Annotated in this window: 20 protein-coding genes and 1 tRNA gene; 7 read left to right on the top strand and 14 right to left on the bottom strand. The window is 37.1% G+C overall.

Features of this window, described 5'->3' with window-relative positions; genetic code table 11:
- Positions 1-47: 47 nt before the first annotated feature.
- On the bottom strand, positions 48-1196 hold the full coding sequence (locus FRZ67_RS05045; RefSeq protein ID WP_147188496.1) for a hypothetical protein: 1149 nt from the start codon (positions 1194-1196) through the stop codon (positions 48-50).
- Positions 1197-1557: 361 nt separating this feature from the next.
- Here FRZ67_RS05045 and thrS point away from each other — a divergent pair, with 361 nt between their 5' ends.
- A complete protein-coding gene (gene thrS / locus FRZ67_RS05040; RefSeq protein ID WP_147188495.1) occupies positions 1558-3492 on the top strand; it encodes a threonine--tRNA ligase in 1935 nt (644 codons plus the stop codon).
- Positions 3493-3542: 50 nt separating this feature from the next.
- A complete protein-coding gene (infC, locus tag FRZ67_RS05035) occupies positions 3543-4136 on the top strand; it encodes a translation initiation factor IF-3 (RefSeq protein ID WP_147188494.1) in 594 nt (197 codons plus the stop codon).
- A 149-nt stretch (positions 4137-4285) separates the two neighbouring features.
- Here infC and FRZ67_RS05030 read toward each other — a convergent pair whose 3' ends face one another.
- The 9 genes from FRZ67_RS05030 to FRZ67_RS04990 form a co-directional block, all read right to left on the bottom strand.
- Positions 4286-5197, bottom strand: coding sequence for a hypothetical protein (locus tag FRZ67_RS05030; protein WP_147188493.1), 912 nt, complete (start codon positions 5195-5197; stop codon positions 4286-4288).
- Positions 5198-5276: 79 nt separating this feature from the next.
- Complete coding sequence (locus tag FRZ67_RS05025) at positions 5277-5831, bottom strand: D-glycero-alpha-D-manno-heptose-1,7-bisphosphate 7-phosphatase (RefSeq protein ID WP_147188492.1); 555 nt, start codon at positions 5829-5831, stop codon at positions 5277-5279.
- Between the two features lie 92 nt (positions 5832-5923).
- A complete protein-coding gene (locus FRZ67_RS05020; protein ID WP_147188491.1) occupies positions 5924-6628 on the bottom strand; it encodes a nucleotidyltransferase family protein in 705 nt (234 codons plus the stop codon).
- Positions 6629-6635: 7 nt separating this feature from the next.
- The gene (locus FRZ67_RS05015) at positions 6636-7211 is read right to left on the bottom strand and encodes a D-sedoheptulose-7-phosphate isomerase (protein WP_192903899.1); all 576 of its coding nucleotides are present in this window, start codon (positions 7209-7211) and stop codon (positions 6636-6638) included.
- 23 nt (positions 7212-7234) lie between these two features.
- On the bottom strand, positions 7235-8260 hold the full coding sequence (locus tag FRZ67_RS05010) for a GHMP family kinase ATP-binding protein (protein ID WP_147188490.1): 1026 nt from the start codon (positions 8258-8260) through the stop codon (positions 7235-7237).
- 258 nt (positions 8261-8518) lie between these two features.
- Positions 8519-9649, bottom strand: coding sequence for a glycosyltransferase (locus FRZ67_RS05005; RefSeq protein WP_147188489.1), 1131 nt, complete (start codon positions 9647-9649; stop codon positions 8519-8521).
- A gap of 18 nt (positions 9650-9667) precedes the next feature.
- Positions 9668-10612, bottom strand: a complete 945-nt coding sequence (locus FRZ67_RS05000; protein ID WP_147188488.1) for a glycosyltransferase family 2 protein — start codon at positions 10610-10612, stop codon at positions 9668-9670.
- A 9-nt stretch (positions 10613-10621) separates the two neighbouring features.
- Entirely contained in the window at positions 10622-11146 is a 525-nt protein-coding gene (locus FRZ67_RS04995; RefSeq protein WP_147188487.1) for a DUF4199 domain-containing protein, read from the bottom strand.
- An 11-nt stretch (positions 11147-11157) separates the two neighbouring features.
- Positions 11158-12417, bottom strand: coding sequence for a dihydroorotase (locus tag FRZ67_RS04990; RefSeq protein WP_147188486.1), 1260 nt, complete (start codon positions 12415-12417; stop codon positions 11158-11160).
- A 123-nt stretch (positions 12418-12540) separates the two neighbouring features.
- On the opposite strand from FRZ67_RS04990, the gene FRZ67_RS04985 reads away from it, so the two are divergent.
- A tRNA-Pro gene (locus tag FRZ67_RS04985) sits at positions 12541-12614 on the top strand.
- A 369-nt stretch (positions 12615-12983) separates the two neighbouring features.
- Here the strand turns inward: FRZ67_RS04985 and FRZ67_RS04980 are convergent.
- Together FRZ67_RS04980 and FRZ67_RS04975 are read right to left on the bottom strand one after the other, a co-directional pair.
- Positions 12984-14021: a Gfo/Idh/MocA family protein gene (locus FRZ67_RS04980; RefSeq protein ID WP_147188485.1), complete on the bottom strand. Its 1038-nt coding sequence runs from the start codon at positions 14019-14021 to the stop codon at positions 12984-12986.
- Between the two features lie 174 nt (positions 14022-14195).
- The gene (locus FRZ67_RS04975) at positions 14196-15116 is read right to left on the bottom strand and encodes a mechanosensitive ion channel family protein (protein WP_147188484.1); all 921 of its coding nucleotides are present in this window, start codon (positions 15114-15116) and stop codon (positions 14196-14198) included.
- 117 nt (positions 15117-15233) lie between these two features.
- On the opposite strand from FRZ67_RS04975, the gene FRZ67_RS04970 reads away from it, so the two are divergent.
- From FRZ67_RS04970 to FRZ67_RS04960, 3 genes are all read left to right on the top strand, one after another.
- Positions 15234-15641, top strand: coding sequence for a cupin domain-containing protein (locus FRZ67_RS04970; protein ID WP_147188483.1), 408 nt, complete (start codon positions 15234-15236; stop codon positions 15639-15641).
- A gap of 742 nt (positions 15642-16383) precedes the next feature.
- Positions 16384-18675 carry a glycosyltransferase family 4 protein gene (locus FRZ67_RS04965; protein WP_147188482.1) on the top strand — a complete coding sequence of 764 codons (2292 nt, stop codon included), beginning with the start codon at positions 16384-16386 and terminating at the stop codon, positions 18673-18675.
- Positions 18672-19691, top strand: a complete 1020-nt coding sequence (locus FRZ67_RS04960) for a glycosyltransferase family 4 protein (RefSeq protein ID WP_147188481.1) — start codon at positions 18672-18674, stop codon at positions 19689-19691. The genes FRZ67_RS04965 and FRZ67_RS04960 overlap by 4 nt, the downstream gene beginning before the upstream one ends.
- A gap of 82 nt (positions 19692-19773) precedes the next feature.
- On the opposite strand, the gene FRZ67_RS04955 is transcribed toward FRZ67_RS04960, so the two are convergent.
- Positions 19774-21243, bottom strand: a complete 1470-nt coding sequence (locus tag FRZ67_RS04955) for a glycoside hydrolase family 130 protein (RefSeq protein ID WP_147188480.1) — start codon at positions 21241-21243, stop codon at positions 19774-19776.
- A 45-nt stretch (positions 21244-21288) separates the two neighbouring features.
- On the bottom strand, positions 21289-21510 hold the full coding sequence (locus FRZ67_RS04950; RefSeq protein ID WP_147188479.1) for a hypothetical protein: 222 nt from the start codon (positions 21508-21510) through the stop codon (positions 21289-21291).
- Between the two features lie 687 nt (positions 21511-22197).
- Between FRZ67_RS04950 and lnt the strand changes: the two genes are divergently transcribed.
- A complete protein-coding gene (gene lnt, locus FRZ67_RS04945) occupies positions 22198-23757 on the top strand; it encodes an apolipoprotein N-acyltransferase (protein WP_147188478.1) in 1560 nt (519 codons plus the stop codon).
- The last annotated feature ends 18 nt before the right edge of the window (positions 23758-23775 follow it).

The raw sequence follows: 23775 nt of genomic DNA, 5'->3' as shown, positions 1-23775 counted from the left end.
TGAAACTACAGGCTAATGTAGCTAAATAAAATAACCTTACTGTTAAGTTATTTGGAGTCTGTGCCCGGTTGTTTATATTCTATCACCACTTTGGCATTTTTCTTTTCATCAGACGATACAAACAATTCATAATGTCTGCCATCTGTAGTAATCACCATTAATGCAGTGTTGGGGGGTATGGTGCCAAGATTATTGGCCACCATTACGATCTCATGATAAGGATTATCAGCCGTTGCTTTTATATTGATAGTGATTGCTTTTTTGGTAAGCCCTCTCCTAAAAGCAATAACCTGGTTATTGTCATAAACAGTAATGGTATCACCATCAATTTCACCGTTATCATACAATTGTATCTGTATATCCTGCGATGCCGTAGTGATCTTTTTTACCAAAGGGTTATCCCTGTCTTTTATAACATCCGGTACAGGTAGCGTCTTCTTTGAAAGTATATCATCCGTTGGGTTTACAACTTTTGGTACCACAGGAGTCATCTTTACAATAGTGTCAGGCGAAGTATCTGTGCTTTTCCTTTTTACCGTGTTGTCACCGGCTTTTGGGGCAACAGGTTTTTTTACATCAGGAGTTGATTTTTTTACAACTGGTGGCGCAGTGGTATTTTTTTTGTTACCAGCTAATGGTTGTGCTTTCGGTGTTGTGTTAGCAGGCGGTGTTGTTTTTGCAACAGGTGGCTTTATTGCAGGTTTGTTTTTCTTTACCAAAAAATCTTCTTTTACAAAATCAGACTCTTCCACTTTTTCAAGATATACGTAGCCGCTGCCGCAATCTCCTTTTGAGTTCATGTTCACGCTTATAAAACTACCTTCCAGTATTTCTGTTTCCCCTTCTTTCCTGTAATCAAGATAACAGGTCATTAAGCAGGGTTCGCTTTTATCGGCGATCTTTAATTCTACAAGTTTGGTTTCTTTTATTGTAAGGCTTTTATTCTTTGAATCATAAATGCCCTGCAGGCTTGCTTTGCCATAAAAAACGGTGGTGCGGTAAGAATAAGTAACGCCCTGTATGCCTTTCTGCAGTGCTTTATTGGTAAGTTCATTTATCTGCACTTCATATTTGTATTGTTGTTTAAAGTAGCCGTAACCGGAATTGAAATAACCCCTCCATATCCCTGTAATTTTCTGGGCATGGACGGCGGCACTAACAAGTAAGAGAGTCAATAATAAAAGCCGGAATTTCATATTACAAATCTACCGTGCAATATAACACCAGCTGATAAAAAACAGTTAAGGTTTACGAAGTTTATCGTGATGAATCCGAAATTTCTTCGAAAGGTTTTTTGTGTGACGGGCAGTAACTTGCTATTAAGCTTTGGTTGTGTCACCTCACTTGTACGTTCTGATCTTTATGCAGCAACGAACACCTGATTTTAAACACATTGCATTTCATAATCATTTGCTACTTTTGCAGCCCGGAAAATAATGGCTTCTTTCTTTCTCCGTTGCTGCTACATGATATACAGATAAAGTGATTGCGACGCAAGGGACGATGCCATAAGATACTAAAGCCGGTATTACAATAATTTCAAGGAATAAAGCAAGCATGATCAATATTACTTTACCAGATGGCGCCGTAAGACAATATGAGCCCGGCGTTTCTGCATTGGATGTAGCAAAATCTATCAGCGAAGGACTGGCCCGCAAAGTGCTGGCCGCAAATGTAAATGGCGAAGTTTGGGATGCAACAAGACCAATCACCAATGATGCTTCTTTAAAATTGCTGATGTGGGATGATACGGATGGTAAATCTACTTTCTGGCATTCCTCTGCACACCTGATGGCAGAAGCTGTGGAAACCATGTTTCCAGGCGTAAAGTTTTGGGTGGGTCCGCCGTTAGATAATGGATTCTATTATGACATGGATCTTGGCGACAGGAAACTAAGCGAAGAAGATCTTGCAGCGTTAGAGAAAAAAATGAATGAACTGGCAAAGCAAAACAATGTTTATTTAAGGAAAGAAATTTCCAAGCCGGATGCCGTTCAATATTTTACAGAGAAAGGTGATGAATACAAACTGGATCTTTTGCAGAATCTTGAAGATGGTAAAATAACTTTCTATACACAGGGTAATTTTACCGATCTCTGTCGCGGTCCTCATATTCCAAACACAGGATTTATAAAAGCGATCAAACTAACCAATATTGCCGGCGCTTACTGGAAAGGCGATGAGAAAAATAAGCAGCTTACACGTGTTTATGGTATAACATTCCCAAGTCAGAAAGAATTAGATGCTTACCTGCAAATGCTGGAAGAAGCAAAGAAGAGAGATCATCGTAAACTTGGTAAAGAGCTTGGTATTTATACAATGGATGATGACGTTGGTCCGGGTTTAATTATGTGGATGCCTAATGGAACGATCATTATTGAGGAACTTGAAAAGCTTGCAAAAGAAACAGAAGAAGATGCGGGTTATAAGCGTGTAGTTACGCCGCATATAGCTAAAGAAAGTATGTACTTAACAAGCGGGCATCTTCCATATTATGCAGACAGCATGTATCCGCCCATGGAATTGGATGGTGAGAAATATTATCTGAAATCGATGAACTGTCCGCATCACCATAAAATATTTGCAGCAGAACCAAAAAGCTACCGCGATTTGCCTTACCGTATTGCGGAATATGGTACCGTATATCGTTATGAGCAAAGCGGTGAGTTGTTTGGTCTGATGCGTGTTCGTTGCCTGCACATGAATGATGCGCATATTTACTGCACCAAAGAGCAGTTTGGAGCTGAGTTTAGGGCAGTAAATGATATGTACCTGAAATATTTCAAAATATTTGGCGTAGATAAATATGTAATGCGTTTGTCTTTGCATTCACCGGAAAAACTTGGGATTAAATATGTGAATGAACCAGAGCTTTGGAAAGAAACAGAAGAAATGGTTCGTAATGTTTTGATCTCTTCGAACATTCCATACGTAGAAGTACAGGATGAGGCAGCTTTCTATGGTCCCAAAATAGATGTTCAGATATACAGTGTTATAGGAAGAGAATTTACCCTGGCAACTAACCAGGTTGATTTTTCGCAGGGGCGCAGTTTTAAACTGGAGTACACTACACAGGATAATAAATCAGAAACACCGTTGATCATTCATCGGGCGCCATTGGGAACACATGAAAGGTTCATCGGCTTTTTGCTGGAACATTATGCAGGAAAGCTACCCGTATGGTTAGCGCCACTGCAGGTAAAAATATTGCCGATCAGTGATAAGTTCATGGATTACGCCAATGACGTAAGAAAGAGACTGAGGTCTGTGGGAATCAGGGTTGAGATAGATGACCGCAGTGAAAAAATAGGAAAGAAGATACGTGAGGCAGAACTGAGCCGCGTGCCTTATATGCTGGTACTGGGTGAAAAAGAAGTGAACGAAAACAAACTGTCTATACGCAGGCAGGGCAAAGGAGATACTGGCACACAAACAGTTGATGAGTTCATTGGAATAATAACAGCAGAGATAAAAAATCGTAGTGCTGAATAAAAGAAACATTTATATCTTTAACTAAAACATTTTTAACTAAACAACAATTAATGGCGTTACCTAACAGAGGAGGAGGTGGGGGCCGTTTCAACCCACGCTTTAACAGGCAACCGGAGCCTGAGCATCGTATCAATGAAAGAATAAGAGTACCGCAGGTACGATTGGTGGGAGATAATGTAACTGTAGGCGTTTATCCCACAGAAGAGGCAAGAAGAATCGCTCGTGACCTTGAACTTGATCTTGTAGAAATTTCGCCAAATGCAGACCCGCCGGTTTGCAAGGCGATCGATTATAAAAAATTTCTTTACGAAAAGAAACGTAAAGAGAAAGACATGAAAGCTAATGCCAAGCAAAGCGAGGTGAAAGAAATTCGTTTTACGCCAGGCACTGATGATCATGATTTTGATTTCAAAGCCAAACATGCTGAAAAATTTTTGAAAGATGGTAATAAAGTAAAGGCATACGTGCAATTTAAAGGTCGTGCCATCATGTTTAAAGAAAGAGGCGAACTGGTGCTATTGAAATTTGCTGAACGTTTGGCAGAGGTTGGTCAGCCGGAAGCATTGCCTAAACTGGAAGGCAAAAGAATGTTGCTGATGCTTACACCAAAAACAAGCAAGAAGAAAAAAGAAACTGCAGAATAAGATTAGTATAATGTTTATTCAACAGATGAAAGGATTGCGACGCAAGGGACGATGCCATGAAAAACCATCGTCGGTATCACAAGTATGGGGATAATTTCATTGATCGATAAAATAAAAAGCTAAGGAAATTTCGCCTTAGCTTTTTTGGTTTAATTAAGTGGATTGCCGTCGTCATCCCGGAAAGGCACCGGTACCGGAGCTTCGCCATCTTTTAATTTTTGTTCGGCAAATATTTTTGATACATGTACCCATTTACCATTACTCCATTTAAAGCCTTCATAGTCACCATCTGGTATAAGGTTGTATTTGCTGTTATCATTTGCTGTTTCGCTTACGAGATGGTCAAATGTTATAATATCTAATTGTTTGTCGTAATTCAATCTTGCTTTGGCATCCTTTTTAAATTCAAGACAAAACCGTGCAACTGGCTGTTCCGGCTTATTATCCTCATTTCTATAAGTAAAGAAATCGCCACCAAAAACAGGCTGCCCGTTTGCATCAAAATATAAAACCTCGATCCATTTGCGGGTGCTGGTAAAATCGTTGTCATCAAGGCCGATCAGCGTGTAATATTTTTTACCGTTGAATTCTTTCATTACAACCTGGTAATAAATAGCGCCGATCCAGTTCCTGTTTGTTCGCACAGAATCTGTTGGGATAGATGCATAATCACTTTGGTCAAACAAAGGAAATAATTTCAAGCTGCCATCAGTAGTGTGCATTTGAATTGCGCCAAATTGCCGGAAATAGCTTTCATCTTTTTGAATCTCCCACGTATATATGCGGAATAAACTATCCGGTGCATATAATTTGGAAACAGTTTTTACAGAATCAAAAGCATATTCAAAAGAACCCGGAACTTTCAACGCCTGCACAAATTTTTTAATAAAGACGCTGTCTGCATAAAAACGCGTTGAAGGGTCCTGTGCCATTACCATCTTTTTGGAATACAGGTTCAATGAATCTTCCATCGTTAGCAATAACTTTTTGTTGACAGGAGTCAACTGTGCGTTGACGGTAAAAGAACAAAAGAATAATATCAGGATAAGTATTTGTTTCATATATGTTGAAAAACTGACGACTTACTTTCTACGCTTTTGAAGATAGATTATTGTTTGCTGTCAAAACATTAGGATATAATTAATGACGCAACCGTTTTGCAACTTCATACAAACTATCCAGCCTTTCATCGATCAGTGGATGTGGGAACGGCGTTTCCGGATTGGTAGAAGGAATGAAAATTGTTTTTGCTTCTATATTACGTCCAAATTCCATGTCACTTAATTTATTTCCTACCATAATGCTCTTATGAAAATCTATTTGTGGAAAATCTTCCTTTGCCTGCAAAGCCATGCCGGGCAGGGGTTTTCGATTGATACCACCATTATGTAAGTCAGGAGCAAAATAAATTTTATCAATTCTGCCGCCAAGTTTTGCAAGTCCTTCCCGCATATAAATATGGATGTCTTCAAGGTCTTCAACAGTCATTAAACCTTTACCCACACCGCGTTGATTGGTAACAATCATGATCAATCCAAAAACATCTGAAAAAAGTTTTATCGCTTCTTCCGCGCCGGGCATAAAAATAAATTCATTTCTGTTGAAAATATAGCTACCCACCTTGTCTTCATTAATTACACCGTCGCGATCAAGAAATAATGTCCACGATTTATCTATCAAACTATAGTCTATCATTTATTGAAATATATTTTTAACCGAACTCTATTATTGCTATTATGCTTTCGTTGCGTCGCACACTTGTACTTATGACTGTGCTTCAGCAATTATTAATTATTAATTATTAATTCCTTCTGAGCCCTTTCATAATCTTCAGGAATGCCAATATCAATAAAATATTCATCCTGCACTACACCATACATTCTTCGTTTTGTATAGAAGGCTTCGAGATAATCTTTTTCAAAAGAAAATTTCAACGGAAGGTATTCGGCTAAAAATTTTTTTGTGTTCAAGACATATAAGCCGCCATTTATCAACCCTTCTTCATATTGTTGCTTTTCTTTAAAACTTGCAATGCTGTAATCTTTATTCAATTCAACAACGCCATAGCGGTCAAAATTTTTCATCGGTTTTAAACTCAATGTACAATCTGCGCCACACATAGCATGAAAGCCATACAATTTTGCTGTATCAATTTTGAAAAGTGTATCTCCGTTTGTTGCAATTACATTGTCTTCAGAAGTTTTTAGACATGCATATCTTATTGCTCCACCTGTGCCTAATGGTTCTTCTTCAATGGAATATTCAACATCAAGTGTTGGATACCGGTTCTTAATAAATGCAGTAATTACTTCATGCTTGTAACCAAGTGAAAGAATAAATTTTTCAACGCCTTGTGATTGTAAATAATCAATAACGTAAACAATGAATGGTTTTCCATTTACAGGAGCCATACATTTGGGAAGATCAGGAACAGCGCTTCTTAAACGTGTACCTAATCCGCCGGCAAGAATAATGGCTTCTTTTATTTTCATTCTCTTATTAACTGAAAAGTTTTGTTTCCACCAACTCGCAAATAATATGGCCGATCATAATATGGCTTTCCTGTATGCGTGGCGTATCTTTCGAGGGAATATTAAATAAATAATCACTTAATTCTTTCATCTTACCACCAGTCTCTCCTGTAAAACCAACTGTGATCATTTGTTTTTCCTTAGCAGCTTCAAATGCTTTTACAATATTGCCGGAATTGCCGGATGTACTTAAGCCAACCAATACATCTCCTGCATTGCCTGTTCCTTCTATTATGCGGGAATAGATCACATCATAACTATAGTCATTAGCCACTGCTGTTAAATAAGATGTATTGCAATGCAAAGCTTCAGAAGGTAATGCTGTTCTGTCTTTATAGAACCTCCCGGAAAATTCTGCAGCCAGATGTTGTGCATCTGCAGCGCTGCCACCATTGCCACAAAACAAAACTTTTTTTCCATTTTTAAATGCATCTGCAATTGCATTTACTGCATCGCAGATTGTTTGCAGCATTTTTTCATCTGCTAAAATCTTTTGCTTCGTTTCAATTGAAGCGCTGATTATTTCTTTAACTCTTTTACTCATAACATTTTCTTTTAAGTCCAAAATCACTGCGCCGTCCATGTTCTCAATCCTTCTTTTGTAAAGCGGTAAGGCTTTACTTCGCCGCCAAAAGTATTCAATGTTTCAATAACCTTATAACGTGTGTTGCCCGGGCAATAAAATATCATAAACCCACCGCCACCTGCACCACTTATTTTCCCGCCTGTTGCACCAGCTTTTTTTACAGCTTCATATAATGTTTCAATAGCGTCGTTAGAAATATTTTTTGCCATATTTCTTTTCTGCTGAAACCCGTAATCAAGAATCTCTCCAACCTCATGTAAACGGCCTTTTAACAAAGCCTCTTTCATCATACGGGCCTGGTCTTTTAACAAATGCATGGCTTCAATGGATTTCTCATTCTTCTCCAGCACATTTTTTTGCTGCTCTTTTATGATTGTTGCAGATTCACGGCTTGTTGAAGTAAAATATAAAACGAGATTGTTTTCCAGTTCATTCAAATATTCCTGTTTGATGCGTAAAGGATTCACAATTACTTTGTCATCACTATAAAACTCCATAAAGTTTACGCCACCAAATGTTGCTGCATATTGATCTTGTTTTCCACCGGCTAATTGCAGATCTTTTCTTTCAATATCATAAGCATAATGCGCAATATCATATTCTCCCAATGGCAACTTCAGCATTTCTGCAAATGCACCAATGATCGCAACAACCAATGTTGATGATGTTCCCAAACCACTGCCTGCAGGTGCGTCTACGAAAGTGCTTAAACAAAAATTTGTCATGGGCAAACCATAATCTTTTTGAATGCGGTTATATACGCCTTTCAACAGATCAAGTTTTCCATCAATTGGCAAATTGTTATTCCATTCAAAACGCTGCTCTTCTTTCCTGTCAAGCGTTTGAATAATGATACCATTTTCTTCAATTGGTTGAATGCTTGCATGTGCATAATGCGAAATCGTTGCATTCAAAATTGCACCGCCAAATTCATCGCTGTACGGACTAACATCTGTACCACCGCCAGCCAAACCAATTCGTAATGGAGCCCTGCTTCTGTAGATCATATTTTCAAGCTTTGAGCTGTCAGCTATGAGCTGCGAGCTTATATTTTTTTGTTACAAACTTTTGTTCTTCGTAGCATCGCCTGTTGTGTCACTCACTTGTACGTTCGGAAAAATTAGAAACAAGCTTTGAGCCTTGAGCTTCGTGCAAAACATAAAAGCTCAAAGCTCGCAGCTATCAGCTCATAGCTGCTTCACCAGTACAAGAGTGCGACGCAACGAAAGCATTATGCATGCACTACAGTTGGGCTTATAAAAAAATTACTTTGCTAATTCTTTGATGGTATTTACCAAAACGTTCCAGCTGTATTTCTTTTTTTCTTCGCGAAGGTGCGGCAAAAAATGGTCTTCTCCTAATTCGTACAACTTAAGAATATGTGAAGCTATATCCTGGGGATTTGGTTCACATACGAGGCCAACTTTACCTGCAGGCACGAGATCGGGCAAACCACCTACATTCGTTACCAGCATTGGCTTTTCGAAGTGGTAGGCGAGGGGCGTAACGCCGCTTTGTGTTGCATTGCAGTAAGGCTGTATTACAAAATCTGCAGCGCTTAAATAATATTTCACCTCGCTGTCAGGAATAAAATCTGTTCTTAAAATAAGTTTATCGCTAATGTTCAGTTGCTGAATAAGATCATCGTATGTTTTGCGGTCTTCATAGAATTCACCGGCAATAAGCAGTTTAATGTTTTGGGTTGTGGGTTTTGAGTTTTTTAAAACGTTCATTGCTTCGAGTAAAATGTCGAGCCCTTTATATTTTCTTATGAAGCCGAAGAAGAGAATGATATTTTCATTCGTGTTGATGCCAAGATGTTCTTTTGCTTTTTGTTTCTCAACCTGCTCTCCAAAATTATCATATAAAGGGTGCACGATTTGCTTTGCTGGTTTATTTGTAAAAGTGCGCAGATCATTCATTACTTTTTCACTCATGGTTATGAATGCATCAACAGGCTTTACTAAATATTGCGTAAACTGTTTATCACCGGGACGTTTTTCATGCGGAATAACATTGTCTGCAATTGTTACAATTTTTGTATGCTTATTCTTTTTTACACGCCGCAAAATTGTTCCGAGACATGGACCCATAAATGGTAACCAATAACGAACAACAATAATATCTGGTCGTAATTTTTTCAGTTCGTTGCCAACACTGATCCAGTTTAATGGATTGACAGAATTGATACAAACTTTTATGTTGATATCTGTTGGTGCAGGCTCAGAAGAATATTGTGTAGTGCCGGGAAAAAGAAAGTTGGGATATTGTAATGAAAAAGTATAGATGGTAACATCATCACCCTGTTGCTGAAATGCACGTGCAAGACGTTCATCGAAAGATGCAAGGCCACCACGCAAAGGATGTGCAGGACCGATGATAACTACTTTCTGCATGCAGCAAATATCTGTGAATTAGTTGATGCCGAGTTTTTCATCTATAAGATAAGTGTTGCGGTCAGCGGCATTTCTCGTTACAAGTTCTGCAACAAAACCAGCAAGAAATAATTGCATACCGATTATCATCACTGCCATGCCGATATAAAATAATGGTTTATTGGTAAGCGCAAAATTTTCATCAACAAATTTTGATATAATAAGATAAACACTGATGCCAAAGCCAATCAAAAAGCAAAGCGTTCCATACAGCCCAAAGAAATGCATAGGCCTCTTGCCAAATTTACCGGTGAAGGTGATGGTCATGAGATCAAGAAAGCCATTCACAAACCTGTTCCAGCCAAATTTTGTTACACCATACTTTCTTGGTCTGTGTTCAACTATTTTTTCCCCGATCTTTCTAAAGCCTGCATTCTTTGCAAGTACAGGAATATAGCGGTGCATCTCGCCATACACTTCCACACTTTTAATAACTTTGTTTTTATAAGCTTTCAAACCACAGTTAAGATCATGGAGTTTTAATCCTGACATCCTTCTTGCCGCAGCATTATAAAATTTAGAAGGTAAATTTTTAGTTAATGTATTATCGTAGCGTTTCTTTTTCCAACCGCTTACAAGGTCGTAGCCATCTTCGATGATCATTTTACGCAGCTCAGGAACTTCGTCAGGAGAATCTTGCATGTCGGCGTCCATTGTGATTACCACATCACCTTTTGCAGCTTTAAATCCCTCATTTAAGGCGGCAGCTTTTCCGTAGTTGCGTTGAAATTTTATGCCTTTAAAATGACAATTTCTTGCGGCAATACTTTGAATAATATCCCAGCTGTTATCTGTGCTGCCGTCATCAACAAAGATCACTTCGTAAGTAAGATTGTTTGCTGTAACCACACGTACAATCCACTCTGATAATTCAGGTAAAGATTCTTCTTCGTTGAGTAAAGGAATTACTATGGATATATCCATTCTGTAAAATTACATTTGAGGTTGTTGCGCAAAAGGATCCTGTGGATTTTTTTTAGCTGTAGCCGCACCTATAAGTGAACCTATAGCACCTACTAAAGCAAAAAAGAAAATGATACCGCCTATTGCAAATGGTACAAAAAATTTCTTGCCCATTTCTATTCCCTGGTCTACCTGGCTTTCGCTCAACTGGCCACCTTTAATCATTTCCTGCCTGGCTGCATCCATTATTTTATCCATCATTTCAGGGAAAATAAATTTAACTGCAAGCAAAGTGTATACAGCCATCAGGGCAGCAACAAAAGCAGTTGTTTTAAATCCATGCGCAAAAATATTCCCGAATGTAACATTGCCATTCATTTGTTTGGCATAAGTATTACAACTCCATATAATGCCTCCAAGCAGAATAACATATTGAATATAAGAAAGACCTTTATTCATATATTGGTTAGTGAAATAAAGCACTAAACCAAATATGATCAAAAGCAGTGAAATGATCAGACCCTTTTGTACCGGGGTAGAAACTTTTTGTTCCATGATATAAGCATTTAATTTAAGAGTAACTGATTTTTATTAAATATACCTAAAACCTCCCCATTTAACTCTCTATCAACAAAAGCAGAATTGTAAGATTTACTTTTTATCTGCTCTTTATTAAATATATTTTTTCCTTCTTTGCTGAATATAGTTAGCTCTGCAATTGACCCTTCATTAATGGTTGCCGGCGGCAGTGAAAATATATTTCTTGCATTAGTAGCAAAAAGCCCTGCAATATTACCAGTACTTAATTCAGGTATGGCAGTTTGTACAGCAGTATAAGCTGTTTGTAAACCGACCATACCATTTTTTGCATATTCAAACTCGCAGGTTTTATTATCCCAATCCTGTGGTATATGATGCGATGCAATACAATCCACTAATCCATTTTTTACAGCTTCTCTTAAATTCATCATATCAGCCCTTGAACGTAGCGGCGGATTTACTTTCAGATTCGTATCATAAGTTGTAAGATCTTCATCACAAAAGAACAAATGATAGGGTGTAACTGAACAGGTGACCTGTAAACCGGCATCTTTGGCTCTCTTTATATACTCGAGTGATTTTGCTGTTGTAACTCCTGTGAAATGAAGTTTTGAATCGGCATAGCGTGCCAACTTAATATCTCTTGCAATCATCAATTCTTCTGCCATGGCAGGAATACCGGGCAACCCAAGTTGTGTTGAAATAATTCCTTCATGCATCAGCCCAAACTGGCCTATACTTTTATCAACAGGAACCTGTATAACAACACCATTAAAAGCCTTTACATATTGCAGCGCTTTTACCATTAATCCTGCTGATTGAACAGGGTTTATACCATCACTAAAAGCGACTGCGCCACTTGAGTACATGTCGTACATTTCAGCAAGATCTTTACCCTCAATATTTTTTGTGACTGCCCCCAAAGGTTGTATATGAATTGCAGTGCCAGCACTTTTCTGAACAATGTATTCTACCTGGGATTTACTGTGTATTACGGGGGCTGTATTAGGTAAGGTGAACACTCTTGTATAACCCCCTGAAACTGCAGCGGCAGCGCCACTTTCAACAGTCTCCCGATATTCAAATCCCGGGTCACAAAAGTGAGTAAATACATCTACCCAGCCGGGAGAAACCGCAGCGTTTTTAAACTGCATTACTTTGTCTGCTTCTGTTATTTCATCTCTGATGTGAGCAATACTTCCGTCAATAATCAGAATGTCTTTTACTAAACCGTTGTAGGTTGAATTTGGATCAGCAATAGTAACCTGCTTCAGTAAAATCTTCATGAGAAGGCTGTAAAATTTGTCGCAAGATAGGCGGATTTTTGTAAAAAGCCGTTACATTTGCAGCCCATCTAAAAATGGGTCCACGGGATGATAGGTATGGTTTACATATTTTATCATGAGGTTCGGGTGGTGGCGCAGCCCGGTAGCGTATCTGCATGGGGTGCAGGGGGTCGCTGGTTCGAATCCAGTCCACCCGACTGATTAAGATCTGATTTTCTTCAAATGCCTGTAAATGTCTGATTTTACAGGCATTTTTATTCTCCTTCCTATCAAATAAAATCGGGAAACATTAAATCCTTGGTGCTTTAAAAGTCGACTCCGTGAAATTTTATCTTGAGGTCAATAAAAATTGATCCGCGATTTTTGAAAACTAAACAAGGCTTTTGCCCTGTTATGTTTTTCGGATCAAAGGGAGGTTACTTTTTGTTTCGTAAATTTCAGGCAATAGAATCATTTGCTCAAGGAGGCGCAAATGGATGGATGTTTAGTTATCAGCAAAGAAAAAAATATTAAAGCAGAATTCTCTCAACAAGAAGAAGGTCACAAACGAATATGAATTTCCGTTGTTAATTGTCTTCTGTTATTTCATTAAGAAATATCACTTTTTTTTGTTTTGCAGATTTGTAAATGGCAGCAATTACATATTGATCTTTTAATCCTTCCTCGCCAGGCGTAGCTAAACTTTTATCATTTAAAATACATTCCGCCATGTGATCCATCACCAATACAAATTGATTTTCCTGTTTAACAACCGGCAGCGGAGAATCTTTTCCATCATTTGTTTTAGATACCTCGATCTTCAGATCGCTGTACGCAAAGGCAGGATCCATCCCAAACCAGGTATTATTGGTAAAGCATCTGTATCGCTGGTAATTCAAACTATAACTGGCTGCGCATGATGCAATAATTCCGTCCTCAAATCCCATCTGAAATAAAATTGTTTCTTCCACTTCTTTAAATCTTTTATCACCTGGTGTGCTGTACATATTTGCAGCAACCCAAACAGGTTCATTGCCGGTTAAAAAACGGATGGTATTGATGCAATAAATTCCCAGATCCATAAGAGCTCCGCCACCCGCAAGCGATTGCTTAAAACGCCATTGAGATGCATCATCAATATATTCGCCGTTAAAACATTCAATCACTTTAACCCTGCCAAATACATCATTGTCTATCCATTCTTTTATAACCCTGTTATGCGGCTCATGCTGAATACGATACGCTATCATTAGTTTTCGATTTGCATTTTTACATGCATCGATCATCATTTTAGCATCTGAAATGTTTGTAGCCATAGGCTTTTCGCACAGCACGTGTTTGCCTGCCTTTGCTGATCTTATCGTAAAATCTTTGTGCATAACATTTGGCAAAACAATATATACAACATCAACAGCTGGATTTTTTCCGATCTCATCAAAATTATCATAGCTATACACGCAGGATTTCCTGAGATTATATTTTTCAGCAAGTTCATTTGCCTTGTAAGTATCATCACTTACCAATGCCACAGGTTCAGCATACCTGCATTTTTCGAATGCCGGCAGTAATTGCGTTTCTGTAAGCTCTCCTAATCCTAGAATTGCAAAACCTATTTTTTTATGCATCTCACCTGTAATTGCTGATTCAGAAAATTCTAATATTTTTTCTTGGTTCAATTTAAGAGCATTATAGTTACGGGATGTTTTATGATGCCGGCAAAAGCAACCATGTCATCTTCGTTGCGTCGCACACTTCTGCGCCTTGTCCACCATTCAACTTAAAACAACATCTATTTTTCATTAGGTACCGGGCAATTTTATTTCAGCTTTTTTCATATCGCAGATAAGCTTTTCCTGCAAGCTATTTCTTAGTTTATGAAAGTCTTTTGAACTGACCCAAACATTTAGTTCAACTCTGTAACCATCAGCCAACACTTCGGCAATGCCCAGATCTGGTTTTGGATTTGATGTTATCCCCGGAAAATTTTTGATCGTGTCATTCACCACATTCTTTATTTTATCAAAATCAATTCCGAAACCAAGCTTTAGAGATATATCAAGCCTTCTGGTGGTTTCACGACTAAGGTTAACAATTACTTCGTTTGATAATTTGCTATTTGGAACTACTACCGTTTTGTTATCATAAGTATTGATCAAAGTGTAAAAGATCTGTATTGATTTAACGATGCCCTCATATCCCTGTGCAACTATGGTATCACCGGACCGATAAGGTTTCAACAACAAAATTAAAACGCCACTGGTGAAATTCTGGAGTGTGCCGGATAAAGCTAAACCTGCTGCTACACTTATACCACCAACGATAGCAGTGAATATTGTTAATCGTAAATTCAGTATTTGCAGAACAACTAGAACGGTAAGAACCTGTAAGATGGCAGCAGTTAAACTTACAAGGAATGGCTTAAGAGAACTGCTAATATTTTTTTTAAAAAGAGCTTTATTCATGCCTCTTTTTAAAATCCTTATTGTCCATTGTGCAACAACAAAAAAGATGATTGCCGCTATCAGCCGCGGACCAAAGGCTAAAATCCAGTTATAGGCTGTACTGTAAAACTTATTTATATCAAAATGCATGTTTGGAGAATTTAATACAGTTGAAATTCTAAAAACATGCCAGCTTATGGTAACATTATATTTATAACGCTGATGAAGTTTTGAAAGCCTTACATATAAAATTTTATTGTTGCTGATAAATACCATCATTTGCTCCCTCGTTTTGTTGGCCAGGGCAAATATGTGTTTCTCCAAAAGTTCTTATGGCAGGGTAATTGCGTTAAGGCAAAAATGACGTTTTGTATTTACCAGAGAAAAAAATGAAATATGAAATATAGTGAAGCAACAAAAAATCGTCCGGAGGGTTCAAGAATACTTGATGCATCTCAATTATATGCTGACGTTAAAGAAAATATTCTGTTGCTGAAGCAGGAGATAACATGGGAAAAGAGTGACAGAAATGCAATAACGATCTTCAAAAATGATAGCGTTACCATTGTTCTTCTTGTTCTAAAAGGAGGTGCTACCTTATTTCCACAGGAAATAGATGCACTTCTAACAGCTCAGATAATTGAAGGTGCGGTAAGTTTTGAATCAACCCAGGGTGTAAAAAATCTCAGCGATGGAAACATAGTTGTGTTGCACAGCAAACAACCTTTTAATGCAACAGCTATTCAGGAATCTGTATTGTTGCTCACTGTTTTTAGTGAAAAAAATAAAATAAAGCAACAGTAGATTTTACCATGTATTATAGTTCACCTGTGTTATTAAATGTGTCAGATACATTCAAGGATAATGCTGATGTGATCATCAGAATGTGGTGAGTGATTTCCGAATAACCTGTATGAAACAGGGAAAGATATTACCTGTTGTATCGGTAGAATTATTTAATAACATAAGCTGTAGTACAACCTTTGTATTTTTTTAATGGTTTGAAGGTTAAACGCGTTGCTATACCTAAGATAAACCTGAGCTGAGCATCTCTTGCGGGATGCTTTTTATCCTTAACCACTTAGAGGTTTTTAAGTTGAAGGGCTAATATCACTCAAAATAAAACCGACCTGACTACTGGTATTGCAACCTGCAAATAAGTCAGGCAAAAGTACCTGCTTCTTCTGTTTATTTTTTTCAGGTGTACAAGTGTGCGACGCAACAGAAGATGCCATGTAAATATCAGCTGGTTTCATAAAAAACAAAGATCACCCAAAAGATACCGTCTTTTTACAACTACTACTAACTAAAAACTTCTATTCTGCGTGGAGGGTATTATAATCTATTTATGTTTGAGGAAAGTTTTCCCCTTTCTTATTATTTATTCTTTTTGTCATTTTTACTTATTTTTTTTCTTCAAATCTTAAGAAGCCTTATAGTTCTGTATTTCATTACCTACATTCTGAAGAGCGGTTTAGTAGTTTTTAAGGCTTTAGTTTATAAGCATAATTTTTGTTGCCTTTAGAGTTGCTACAAAAATTAACTTATGAAATTAACTTTAATAGGAACCTATACACCGCGTAAGTGTGGCATTGCAACGTTTACAAAAAACCTTTCAGATGCAATAGAAATAAATGATGCGGCTGATGTAAATATTATTGCAATGGATGATGAGGGTGCGGACTATGAATATAGTGAAAGAGTTATTTACAGGATAAGGCAAAGTTATCAACAGGATTACATTGATGCTGCAAATTACCTCAATGAATCTGATACTGATATCTGCATTATTCAACATGAATATGGAATATTTGGCGGGGATAATGGTTTATATATTCTAACACTCCTTCATTATATACAAATGCCGGTAATTGTAACTGTGCATACTGTTTTAAAAAAACCATCATACCTGCAAAAAATAATTATGCAGCAGATTGCAAGGTCTGTGCACAAATTGGTTGTAATGAGTAAACTTGCAGTAGATTTTTTAAAAAATATTTACGAAATCCCTGCTGATAAAATAACAATTATAGAACATGGCGTACCTGATACAGAAGGCACTTCATTGATGGTAAAAAGAGAATTGAAAGCATTTGCTGACAGAAAGATTTTATTCACTTTTGGTTTACTAAGCAAGAATAAAGGAATTGAAACGGTAATTAAAGCCTTACCATCTGTAATAGCTAATCATCCCGATGTATTGTATGTTGTACTCGGTAATACACATCCATCCGTATTAAAACATTCCGGTGAAGAATACAGGAACTATCTTATTAGCCTTGCAGAAACACTTGATGTAAGTAATCATGTTCTTTTTATAAACAGGTTTGTAACAGATGAAGAACTCTTCACCTACTTAAAGAACATTGAAATCTATATCACTCCTTATTTGAATGAAGATCAAATAACAAGTGGTACTTTGTCTTATGCAGTGGGTGCAGGCGCAGCCTGTCTATCAACACCATACTGGCATGCCAAAGAATTGCTGGACGGAGGAAGAGGAAAATTATTTCCTTTTAAAAATGCAGCAGTCTTAAGCACTATGTTAAACGATCTTTTGGATGACAACTGTAAATTAAAAGCCATTCAAAAAACTGCACTATTGTATGCAGAGTATATTAAATGGCCGCGGATAGGGTCGCGCTATCTTGAGTTGTCTGCAGATGCTATTAAGAAAAAGAACAATCGCAGGCTAAGAAATTCAAGGCCACATGAAATAAGCAATGTACCTGTGTTTAATATGGCACATATAAAAAGACTTACAGATGATACCGGCATTGTACAGCATGCAAAATATGGCATACCTAATCTAAAGGAAGGCTATTGTCTTGATGATAATTCAAGGGCTTTAATCATGATATTAATGTCATACAATCAACATCATAACAAAGAAGCTACAGAATTATTACCCATCTACCTTAGTTATATTCATTATATGCAAAGAGATGATGGGTGGTTCAGGAATTTCTTACACTTTAACAGAAGTTATCTTGATGAAATAGGTTCAGAAGATTCATTTGGCAGAACCATTTGGGCATTGTGCTATCTTATATGGGATGCACCCAATAATTCTTACCGTGAATTTGCCCATGAACTTTTCAGCAGATCATTCCCGGTTTTTAAAGATTTAAAACATGTGCGTGGAATAGCCAATACTTTAATTGGCATTTGCTATTATATGAAAAGTTACCCTTCTGATGAAGGCATGCTTGCAATACTGAATGACCTGACCAATAAACTGACGGATGCCTTTACCAAACATTCTACAGAAAACTGGTATTGGTTTGAAGATAAAATGACATACGACAATGGTATTTTGCCACTTGCACTTTTACACAGTTATGAGATAACAGGGAATACAAAAGTGAAAAAAACTGCCATACAGGCTATAGAATTTCTGAAGAAAAAAACCCTATTTAAAGATTATCTTATGCCAATTGGCAATGAGGGCTGGTGTGATAAAAAAGATCCAAAAATTGCAGTGTTTGACCAACAGGCGATTGAAGTAATGGCCATGGTATTAATGTTTGAACAGGCTTATAATGTAACAAAAGAAACTAAGTTTCTTGCAGACATGAATACATCTTTTATGTGGTTCCTGGGAAAAAATGAATTACATATTCCTTTGTACGATCCTGAAACACATGGTTGTTCGGACGGTCTTGAGTACAATAGTATTAACAGGAATCAGGGGGCAGAAAGCACGCTTGCTTATTTCATCTCATCACTGGCGGTTACGAAACTGAATGAAAAAGAAAAAATACAACAACAAAAAAATACAAACCTGCCCATGAGAATACAGGATTTTAACAACATAAACGAGCTTATAAAAATATGAAAATAGCTGTGCTTGCTCCCGTTGCCTGGCGAACGCCGCCAAGGCATTATGGTCCGTGGGAGCAGGTTGCTTATAATATAACGGAAGGCTTGGTGAAAAGAGGATTTGATGTGACACTGTTTGCTACAAAAGACTCACTTACCTCAGCAAAATATGATGGTGTAATAGAGCGTGGCTATGAAGAAGATAAAGATAGTGATGCTAAAGTGTCTGAATGTTTGCATATAAGCCATCTTATGGAAACAGCAAATGAATATGATATTATTCATAATCATTTTGATTTTTTGCCGCTTACTTATTCTAACCTTATAAGAACGCCTATTATAACAACTATTCATGGATTTTCTTCTGAAAAAATAATACCTGTTTATAAGAAGTACAATGCCACGAATTATTATATATCTATAAGTGACGCAGATAGAAATAATGAATTACATTATGTTGACACAATTTATCATGGTATTGAAGAGAGCTTATTTTCCTTTAAAGAAATTCCGGCAGATTATTTATTATATTTTGGTCGAATTCATCCGGACAAAGGAACATATGATGCTATACAAATTGCAAAGACTGTAAATAAAAAATTGATCATTGCAGGCATAGTACAAGACAATAAATATTATAAAGAGAAAATAGAGCCGCTTATTGATCATGAACAAATACAATTTATCGGTCATGCCGGACCTGAGAAAAGAAATGAACTTCTGGGTAGTGCTCTTGCGTTGCTTCATCCTATTTACTTTAAAGAGCCTTTTGGATTAAGTGTTGCTGAAGCAATGTTTTGCGGTACGCCCGTTATTGCTTACAATAAAGGTTCAATGGCTGAACTAATAGAAAATAAAATCTCGGGTTATCTTGTAAATAACATGAGCGAAGCAATTGATGCAATAAAAGATTTACCAAATATAAAAAGGAGGGAATGTGCTGATTATGCAAGAGATAAATTTAGCTACAAAAAAATGATCGATAAGTATATCAATGCATATGAATATGCATTAGCACACCCGTTAAAATAAATTGATGATCCTGCGTACTACAGTACAAGAGTGCGACGCAACGATGCTTAACAGACTTACAAAAGCCGGGTTCAATAATGTATTACCCACCTGTGCCTTCGCTGATAATTTTATCCAGCAGATCTTTTAAAGAAACGGTCATAAAACTGGAACCATAGTCAGACAAACCATACGGAACGATCAACTCACCATTGTGTATAAAACTTCCGCATGAATACAAAACATTGGGCACGTAACCTTCACGCTCATTATCATTTGGCATAAGCAAAGGCTCTTTCAGACGGCCTATTTCAATCGTTGGATCTTCAAGATCGAAAAGGCTTGCGCCAAGACAATAGCGGCGCATAGCGCCAACGCCATGTGTTATCAGTAGCCATCCTTTATCTGTCTCAATGGGGCTTCCGCAATTGCCAATTTGTGTAAACTCCCATGGATATTTTGGGGATTGTAATTGTTTAGGATATTCCCACACATTTATCTTATCTGAGAACATAATAAAGTTATTTACACCATCAATTCTCGAGATCATTACATAGTTGCCATTTATTTTCCGAGGGAACAATGCGAGATTTTTATTTTTTGCCCCACTACCGTATAATGGTGTAATATGAAAGTCGTAGAAATTATCGGTCTGTAAAAGTTTAGGCTGAATAGTTATTCCATCATAAGCCGTGTATGTTGCATAATAATGGGCATTGCCCTCATCATCAGTAAATTTTACAAAACGTGCATCTTCAACGCCTTTCTTTTCAAATTCAGAGATTGGAAAAATAACCCTATCGGAAATATCCGTGTCAAGCGAAAAATGTACATAGTGATAAGAGTCTGCAAGCCACAGTATTTTTTCCAACGCGTATTTGGTTTGGTCATCAATATCCTTTGTTTCAAGGGTAGTAATTACTTTCTTTAATTCTTTATAATCAAAACTATCAGGCAAACTTTTTTCGAGTTGATTAATTACATCGTTCTTCACCTGGCTTAACAAAGCAGTAGAGAAAATATCTTTTTTATATACCGTGTTCTTTATAATATCAGCTTCTTCTATTAAAGTACCAGCGGGCATGATAGAAATATTATTATGCGCATCCAGAAAGGCTCTCCGGAATACTATAGATGAAATATGCCCTTCCCCCACTGCACGGAAACTTATGATCACTCTTTTTTCCCCTTCCTGTAAATCTGACTGGTCAGGATCTTCTACAATAGAAGGATTAAAAAAAGCTGCTGATTCTATGGAATACTCGTGTGTAAAATAAGAGCCAATAAGCATTTTGCGGTTAGGATCCATATCGTTGAATGGAATACCCATTTCCTTAAAAAGGTAAGAAAGCCTTTCGCAATTGCGCTCAAATATTCTGCTGATGTTTCTGTGCCGCCTGGCAAACTCCCTGAATATAAAAGTTAATTCTTCTTTTACTTCCTTTTCACTTAAAGACATTACCAGCCCAATAACATCTTTAGCCCTTTCATCCCCATTAAAAAAGAATCTAGCAATAACGCGTTTTATGTCAGGATTTATCTTGATCGGTTTCCTGGTAATATTTATTCGCATATTTTAAATTAAACTGTATTTCATTTTCATTCTAAAACTATACCATTATGCTTGTTTCCCTAAAGCTTGTGGATGCTTACCACCTACAATTGTTTTATAAGGATGATTGCGTAGTTTAAAGTTCCTTTCCCCATCCAACCCAAACTGGCTGCGTTGTGAAAGCGTAACGTCCGGTGGTGCTGTATTCCAGTCGAAATTGCGAATCCTTTCTCCCATTTTACCATTGCCTGAAAAAAAGGCCGGAAAGATTTTATTAACTGCTGCCATAATTTAAAAACAAATTATGTTTACTAAGTAGTTTGGAAGAGTTGTTTCATTACTTGCTGCGTGCCACAATGTAATCACTCACCTCATTGGAAGGTACTGATTTTTATTTAGCAAATAAGTTTCCTGAATTCCAAATATTCGAAGCTCTAATATTTAAATATAGCAAACGAATTACATGCCATTTTGTAAAAAATCCACAGTTTTACCGGCACTTAAAAAAATCGGGTGAAAAACTAAAATTTGTTGATCTGTTATTAAGTGGCAGCATCGCCTGTTGCATAATGAATGAACAGTACAGGAGTGCGACGCAACTAAAAATGAATAGTAGTAATGCAGATCGGCTCAAAAATAAGATCATGATAAAATTATTTATAGACTCTTTCTATGCATAGGTTTAAATGGTAAACAAAAACTTTGTCTTGCAATATGTATAAATGTTAAAAGTATATACCTGGCAAGAACAGAAAGATAAACACGGAAAATCCTGTCATGCAATCATGCATCAGTTGGCTAAACTAAAAGTGAGAGAGTTATTATGAACCAATCAGTGTTGCATATGGCATCGCCTGTTGCGTCGCACACTTGTACTTTGATAACAACAGGCATCTTTTGTAAATCGGTAAATGCGGTAAGAAAAATTAACCAAATAAGCTTTATATATTGCAGTATCAAATATTCTCAGACCTTATGAGTAAATACTTATTTAATTATTTCATAGCTGCTATTGCCTCGGGTATACTTACTTTCTTTTCTGTCATGCACGTAAATTTTATTACTATCTGGTTGTGTTTTGTCCCACTATTTTATTTACTATCAGATTGTAATAAAAAAACTGCATTTCGGGGAGGTGCAATATTTGGTTTGGTTTTAGCATTCCCTACTTTTTACTGGATGATACCAGGCGCACAACGTTTTACCGGAAGCAGTTTAGTATATGGAATAATTGTATTTTCTTTTTCTGCTGTATTCTTTGCTATATACTTCGGTTTGATTAACTATCTTTTTTTTTTATTACATTCCAAAAAAGAAACAAAGTATAGTTTTATTAAGAACGCCTTATTAATGTCAACAATTTGGGTAACAGGCGAGGCGTTGCTGATGAATATTACCACAGGTATGCCCTGGTTTGGTTTTCATTCGGGAATTGGATTACTTGAAAATATATATAGTATTCAGCCAGCTTCTGTTTTTGGAATGCATATACTTTCTTTCATTGTGATACTGGTTAATTATTGCATTGCATCTGCAATTGCAGCAAAACGATGGTTCCATTTGAGCTTGCCTATTGCATTGATTGGTTTATATATGGGCTGGGGTTATTTATTACTAAATAATACTGACAAAGAAAAAAATGATAACAAACCAATAAGCATTGCCATCCTGAATGAGAATATAAAACCAGAAATAAAATGGGATGACAAAAATGGCAATAAACTGGTAGCTTCTTTATTAAGACTGGATAGTATTGCAGCTGCACAACATCCTGATATTATTCTTTGGTCAGAATCTGCTGTGCCGTGGACGTACAGACCAAATGATGATCTTGTAAAAGAATTACTCCGCATATCTGCTTCTTCAAAGCCTACACATTTATTGGGTATAAATACAGATTATGAAAGCAATGTGGTATACAATTCAGTATATGCTCTTGCGCCAAACGGCTCAGTTCAGGGCCGTTATGATAAGCGTTATCTTTTGTCTTTTATAGAATCTTCTTTTGCAGGTCTGTCTTTCCCGTTCCTTTCCAGCATTGGTTTTATGGTGCAACCGGGTGAATCAAATGATCCGTTGCCAACAGCATATGGAAACGCCGGCGTGATGATCTGTAATGAATCTACCTTGCCACAATCAGCATCATCGATGGTGCAGCGTGGTGCGGATTTTTTAGTAAACCTTAGTAATGACGGCTGGTTCAGCGATACCTATTTAACAGACCTTCATTTCTGGAATGTAAAATTACGTGCTGTGGAAACAAGAAGAGATATTGCATTCAACAGTAACAATGGTTATGCTGGCCTGGTAAATGCTTTAGGGAAAGTAGTGTTAAAAGAAAAAAGTGATGAACCCTTTATAAAGTTGGTTTCTATAAATAAGCATGATAATTTTTCGCTCGCTGCAGAATATCCTTTCCTGTTTGTGTATTTGTGTGTTTTGTATATCGGGATTATTTTCATCCTGAATATAGTTAACACAAAAAAAAGCTGCCGCAACATGCCGCACAGCATTACAAAAAGTACAAGTGAGTGACACAACAGGAGCTTAATA

The organism is Panacibacter ginsenosidivorans (assembly GCF_007971225.1).
GTDB lineage: Bacteria > Bacteroidota > Bacteroidia > Chitinophagales > Chitinophagaceae > Panacibacter > Panacibacter ginsenosidivorans.
The sequence above is the reverse complement of the archived record's forward strand: the minus strand, read 5'-3'. Positions and strand labels throughout refer to the sequence as shown.

Bases quoted from the DNA above. Each gene is read 5' to 3' on its own strand.
- FRZ67_RS05045 (WP_147188496.1), bottom strand. From the start codon at position 1,196: ATGAAATTCCGGCTTTTATTATTGACTCTCTTACTTGTTAGTGCCGCC.
- thrS (WP_147188495.1), top strand. From the start codon at position 1,558: ATGATCAATATTACTTTACCAGATGGCGCCGTAAGACAATATGAGCCC.
- infC (WP_147188494.1), top strand. From the start codon at position 3,543: ATGGCGTTACCTAACAGAGGAGGAGGTGGGGGCCGTTTCAACCCACGC.
- FRZ67_RS05030 (WP_147188493.1), bottom strand. From the start codon at position 5,197: ATGAAACAAATACTTATCCTGATATTATTCTTTTGTTCTTTTACCGTC.
- FRZ67_RS05025 (WP_147188492.1), bottom strand. From the start codon at position 5,831: ATGATAGACTATAGTTTGATAGATAAATCGTGGACATTATTTCTTGAT.
- FRZ67_RS05020 (WP_147188491.1), bottom strand. From the start codon at position 6,628: ATGAAAATAAAAGAAGCCATTATTCTTGCCGGCGGATTAGGTACACGT.
- FRZ67_RS05015 (WP_192903899.1), bottom strand. From the start codon at position 7,211: ATGAGTAAAAGAGTTAAAGAAATAATCAGCGCTTCAATTGAAACGAAG.
- FRZ67_RS05010 (WP_147188490.1), bottom strand. From the start codon at position 8,260: ATGATCTACAGAAGCAGGGCTCCATTACGAATTGGTTTGGCTGGCGGT.
- FRZ67_RS05005 (WP_147188489.1), bottom strand. From the start codon at position 9,649: ATGCAGAAAGTAGTTATCATCGGTCCTGCACATCCTTTGCGTGGTGGC.
- FRZ67_RS05000 (WP_147188488.1), bottom strand. From the start codon at position 10,612: ATGGATATATCCATAGTAATTCCTTTACTCAACGAAGAAGAATCTTTA.
- FRZ67_RS04995 (WP_147188487.1), bottom strand. From the start codon at position 11,146: ATGGAACAAAAAGTTTCTACCCCGGTACAAAAGGGTCTGATCATTTCA.
- FRZ67_RS04990 (WP_147188486.1), bottom strand. From the start codon at position 12,417: ATGAAGATTTTACTGAAGCAGGTTACTATTGCTGATCCAAATTCAACC.
- FRZ67_RS04980 (WP_147188485.1), bottom strand. From the start codon at position 14,021: ATGCATAAAAAAATAGGTTTTGCAATTCTAGGATTAGGAGAGCTTACA.
- FRZ67_RS04975 (WP_147188484.1), bottom strand. From the start codon at position 15,116: ATGATGGTATTTATCAGCAACAATAAAATTTTATATGTAAGGCTTTCA.
- FRZ67_RS04970 (WP_147188483.1), top strand. From the start codon at position 15,234: ATGAAATATAGTGAAGCAACAAAAAATCGTCCGGAGGGTTCAAGAATA.
- FRZ67_RS04965 (WP_147188482.1), top strand. From the start codon at position 16,384: ATGAAATTAACTTTAATAGGAACCTATACACCGCGTAAGTGTGGCATT.
- FRZ67_RS04960 (WP_147188481.1), top strand. From the start codon at position 18,672: ATGAAAATAGCTGTGCTTGCTCCCGTTGCCTGGCGAACGCCGCCAAGG.
- FRZ67_RS04955 (WP_147188480.1), bottom strand. From the start codon at position 21,243: ATGCGAATAAATATTACCAGGAAACCGATCAAGATAAATCCTGACATA.
- FRZ67_RS04950 (WP_147188479.1), bottom strand. From the start codon at position 21,510: ATGGCAGCAGTTAATAAAATCTTTCCGGCCTTTTTTTCAGGCAATGGT.
- lnt (WP_147188478.1), top strand. From the start codon at position 22,198: ATGAGTAAATACTTATTTAATTATTTCATAGCTGCTATTGCCTCGGGT.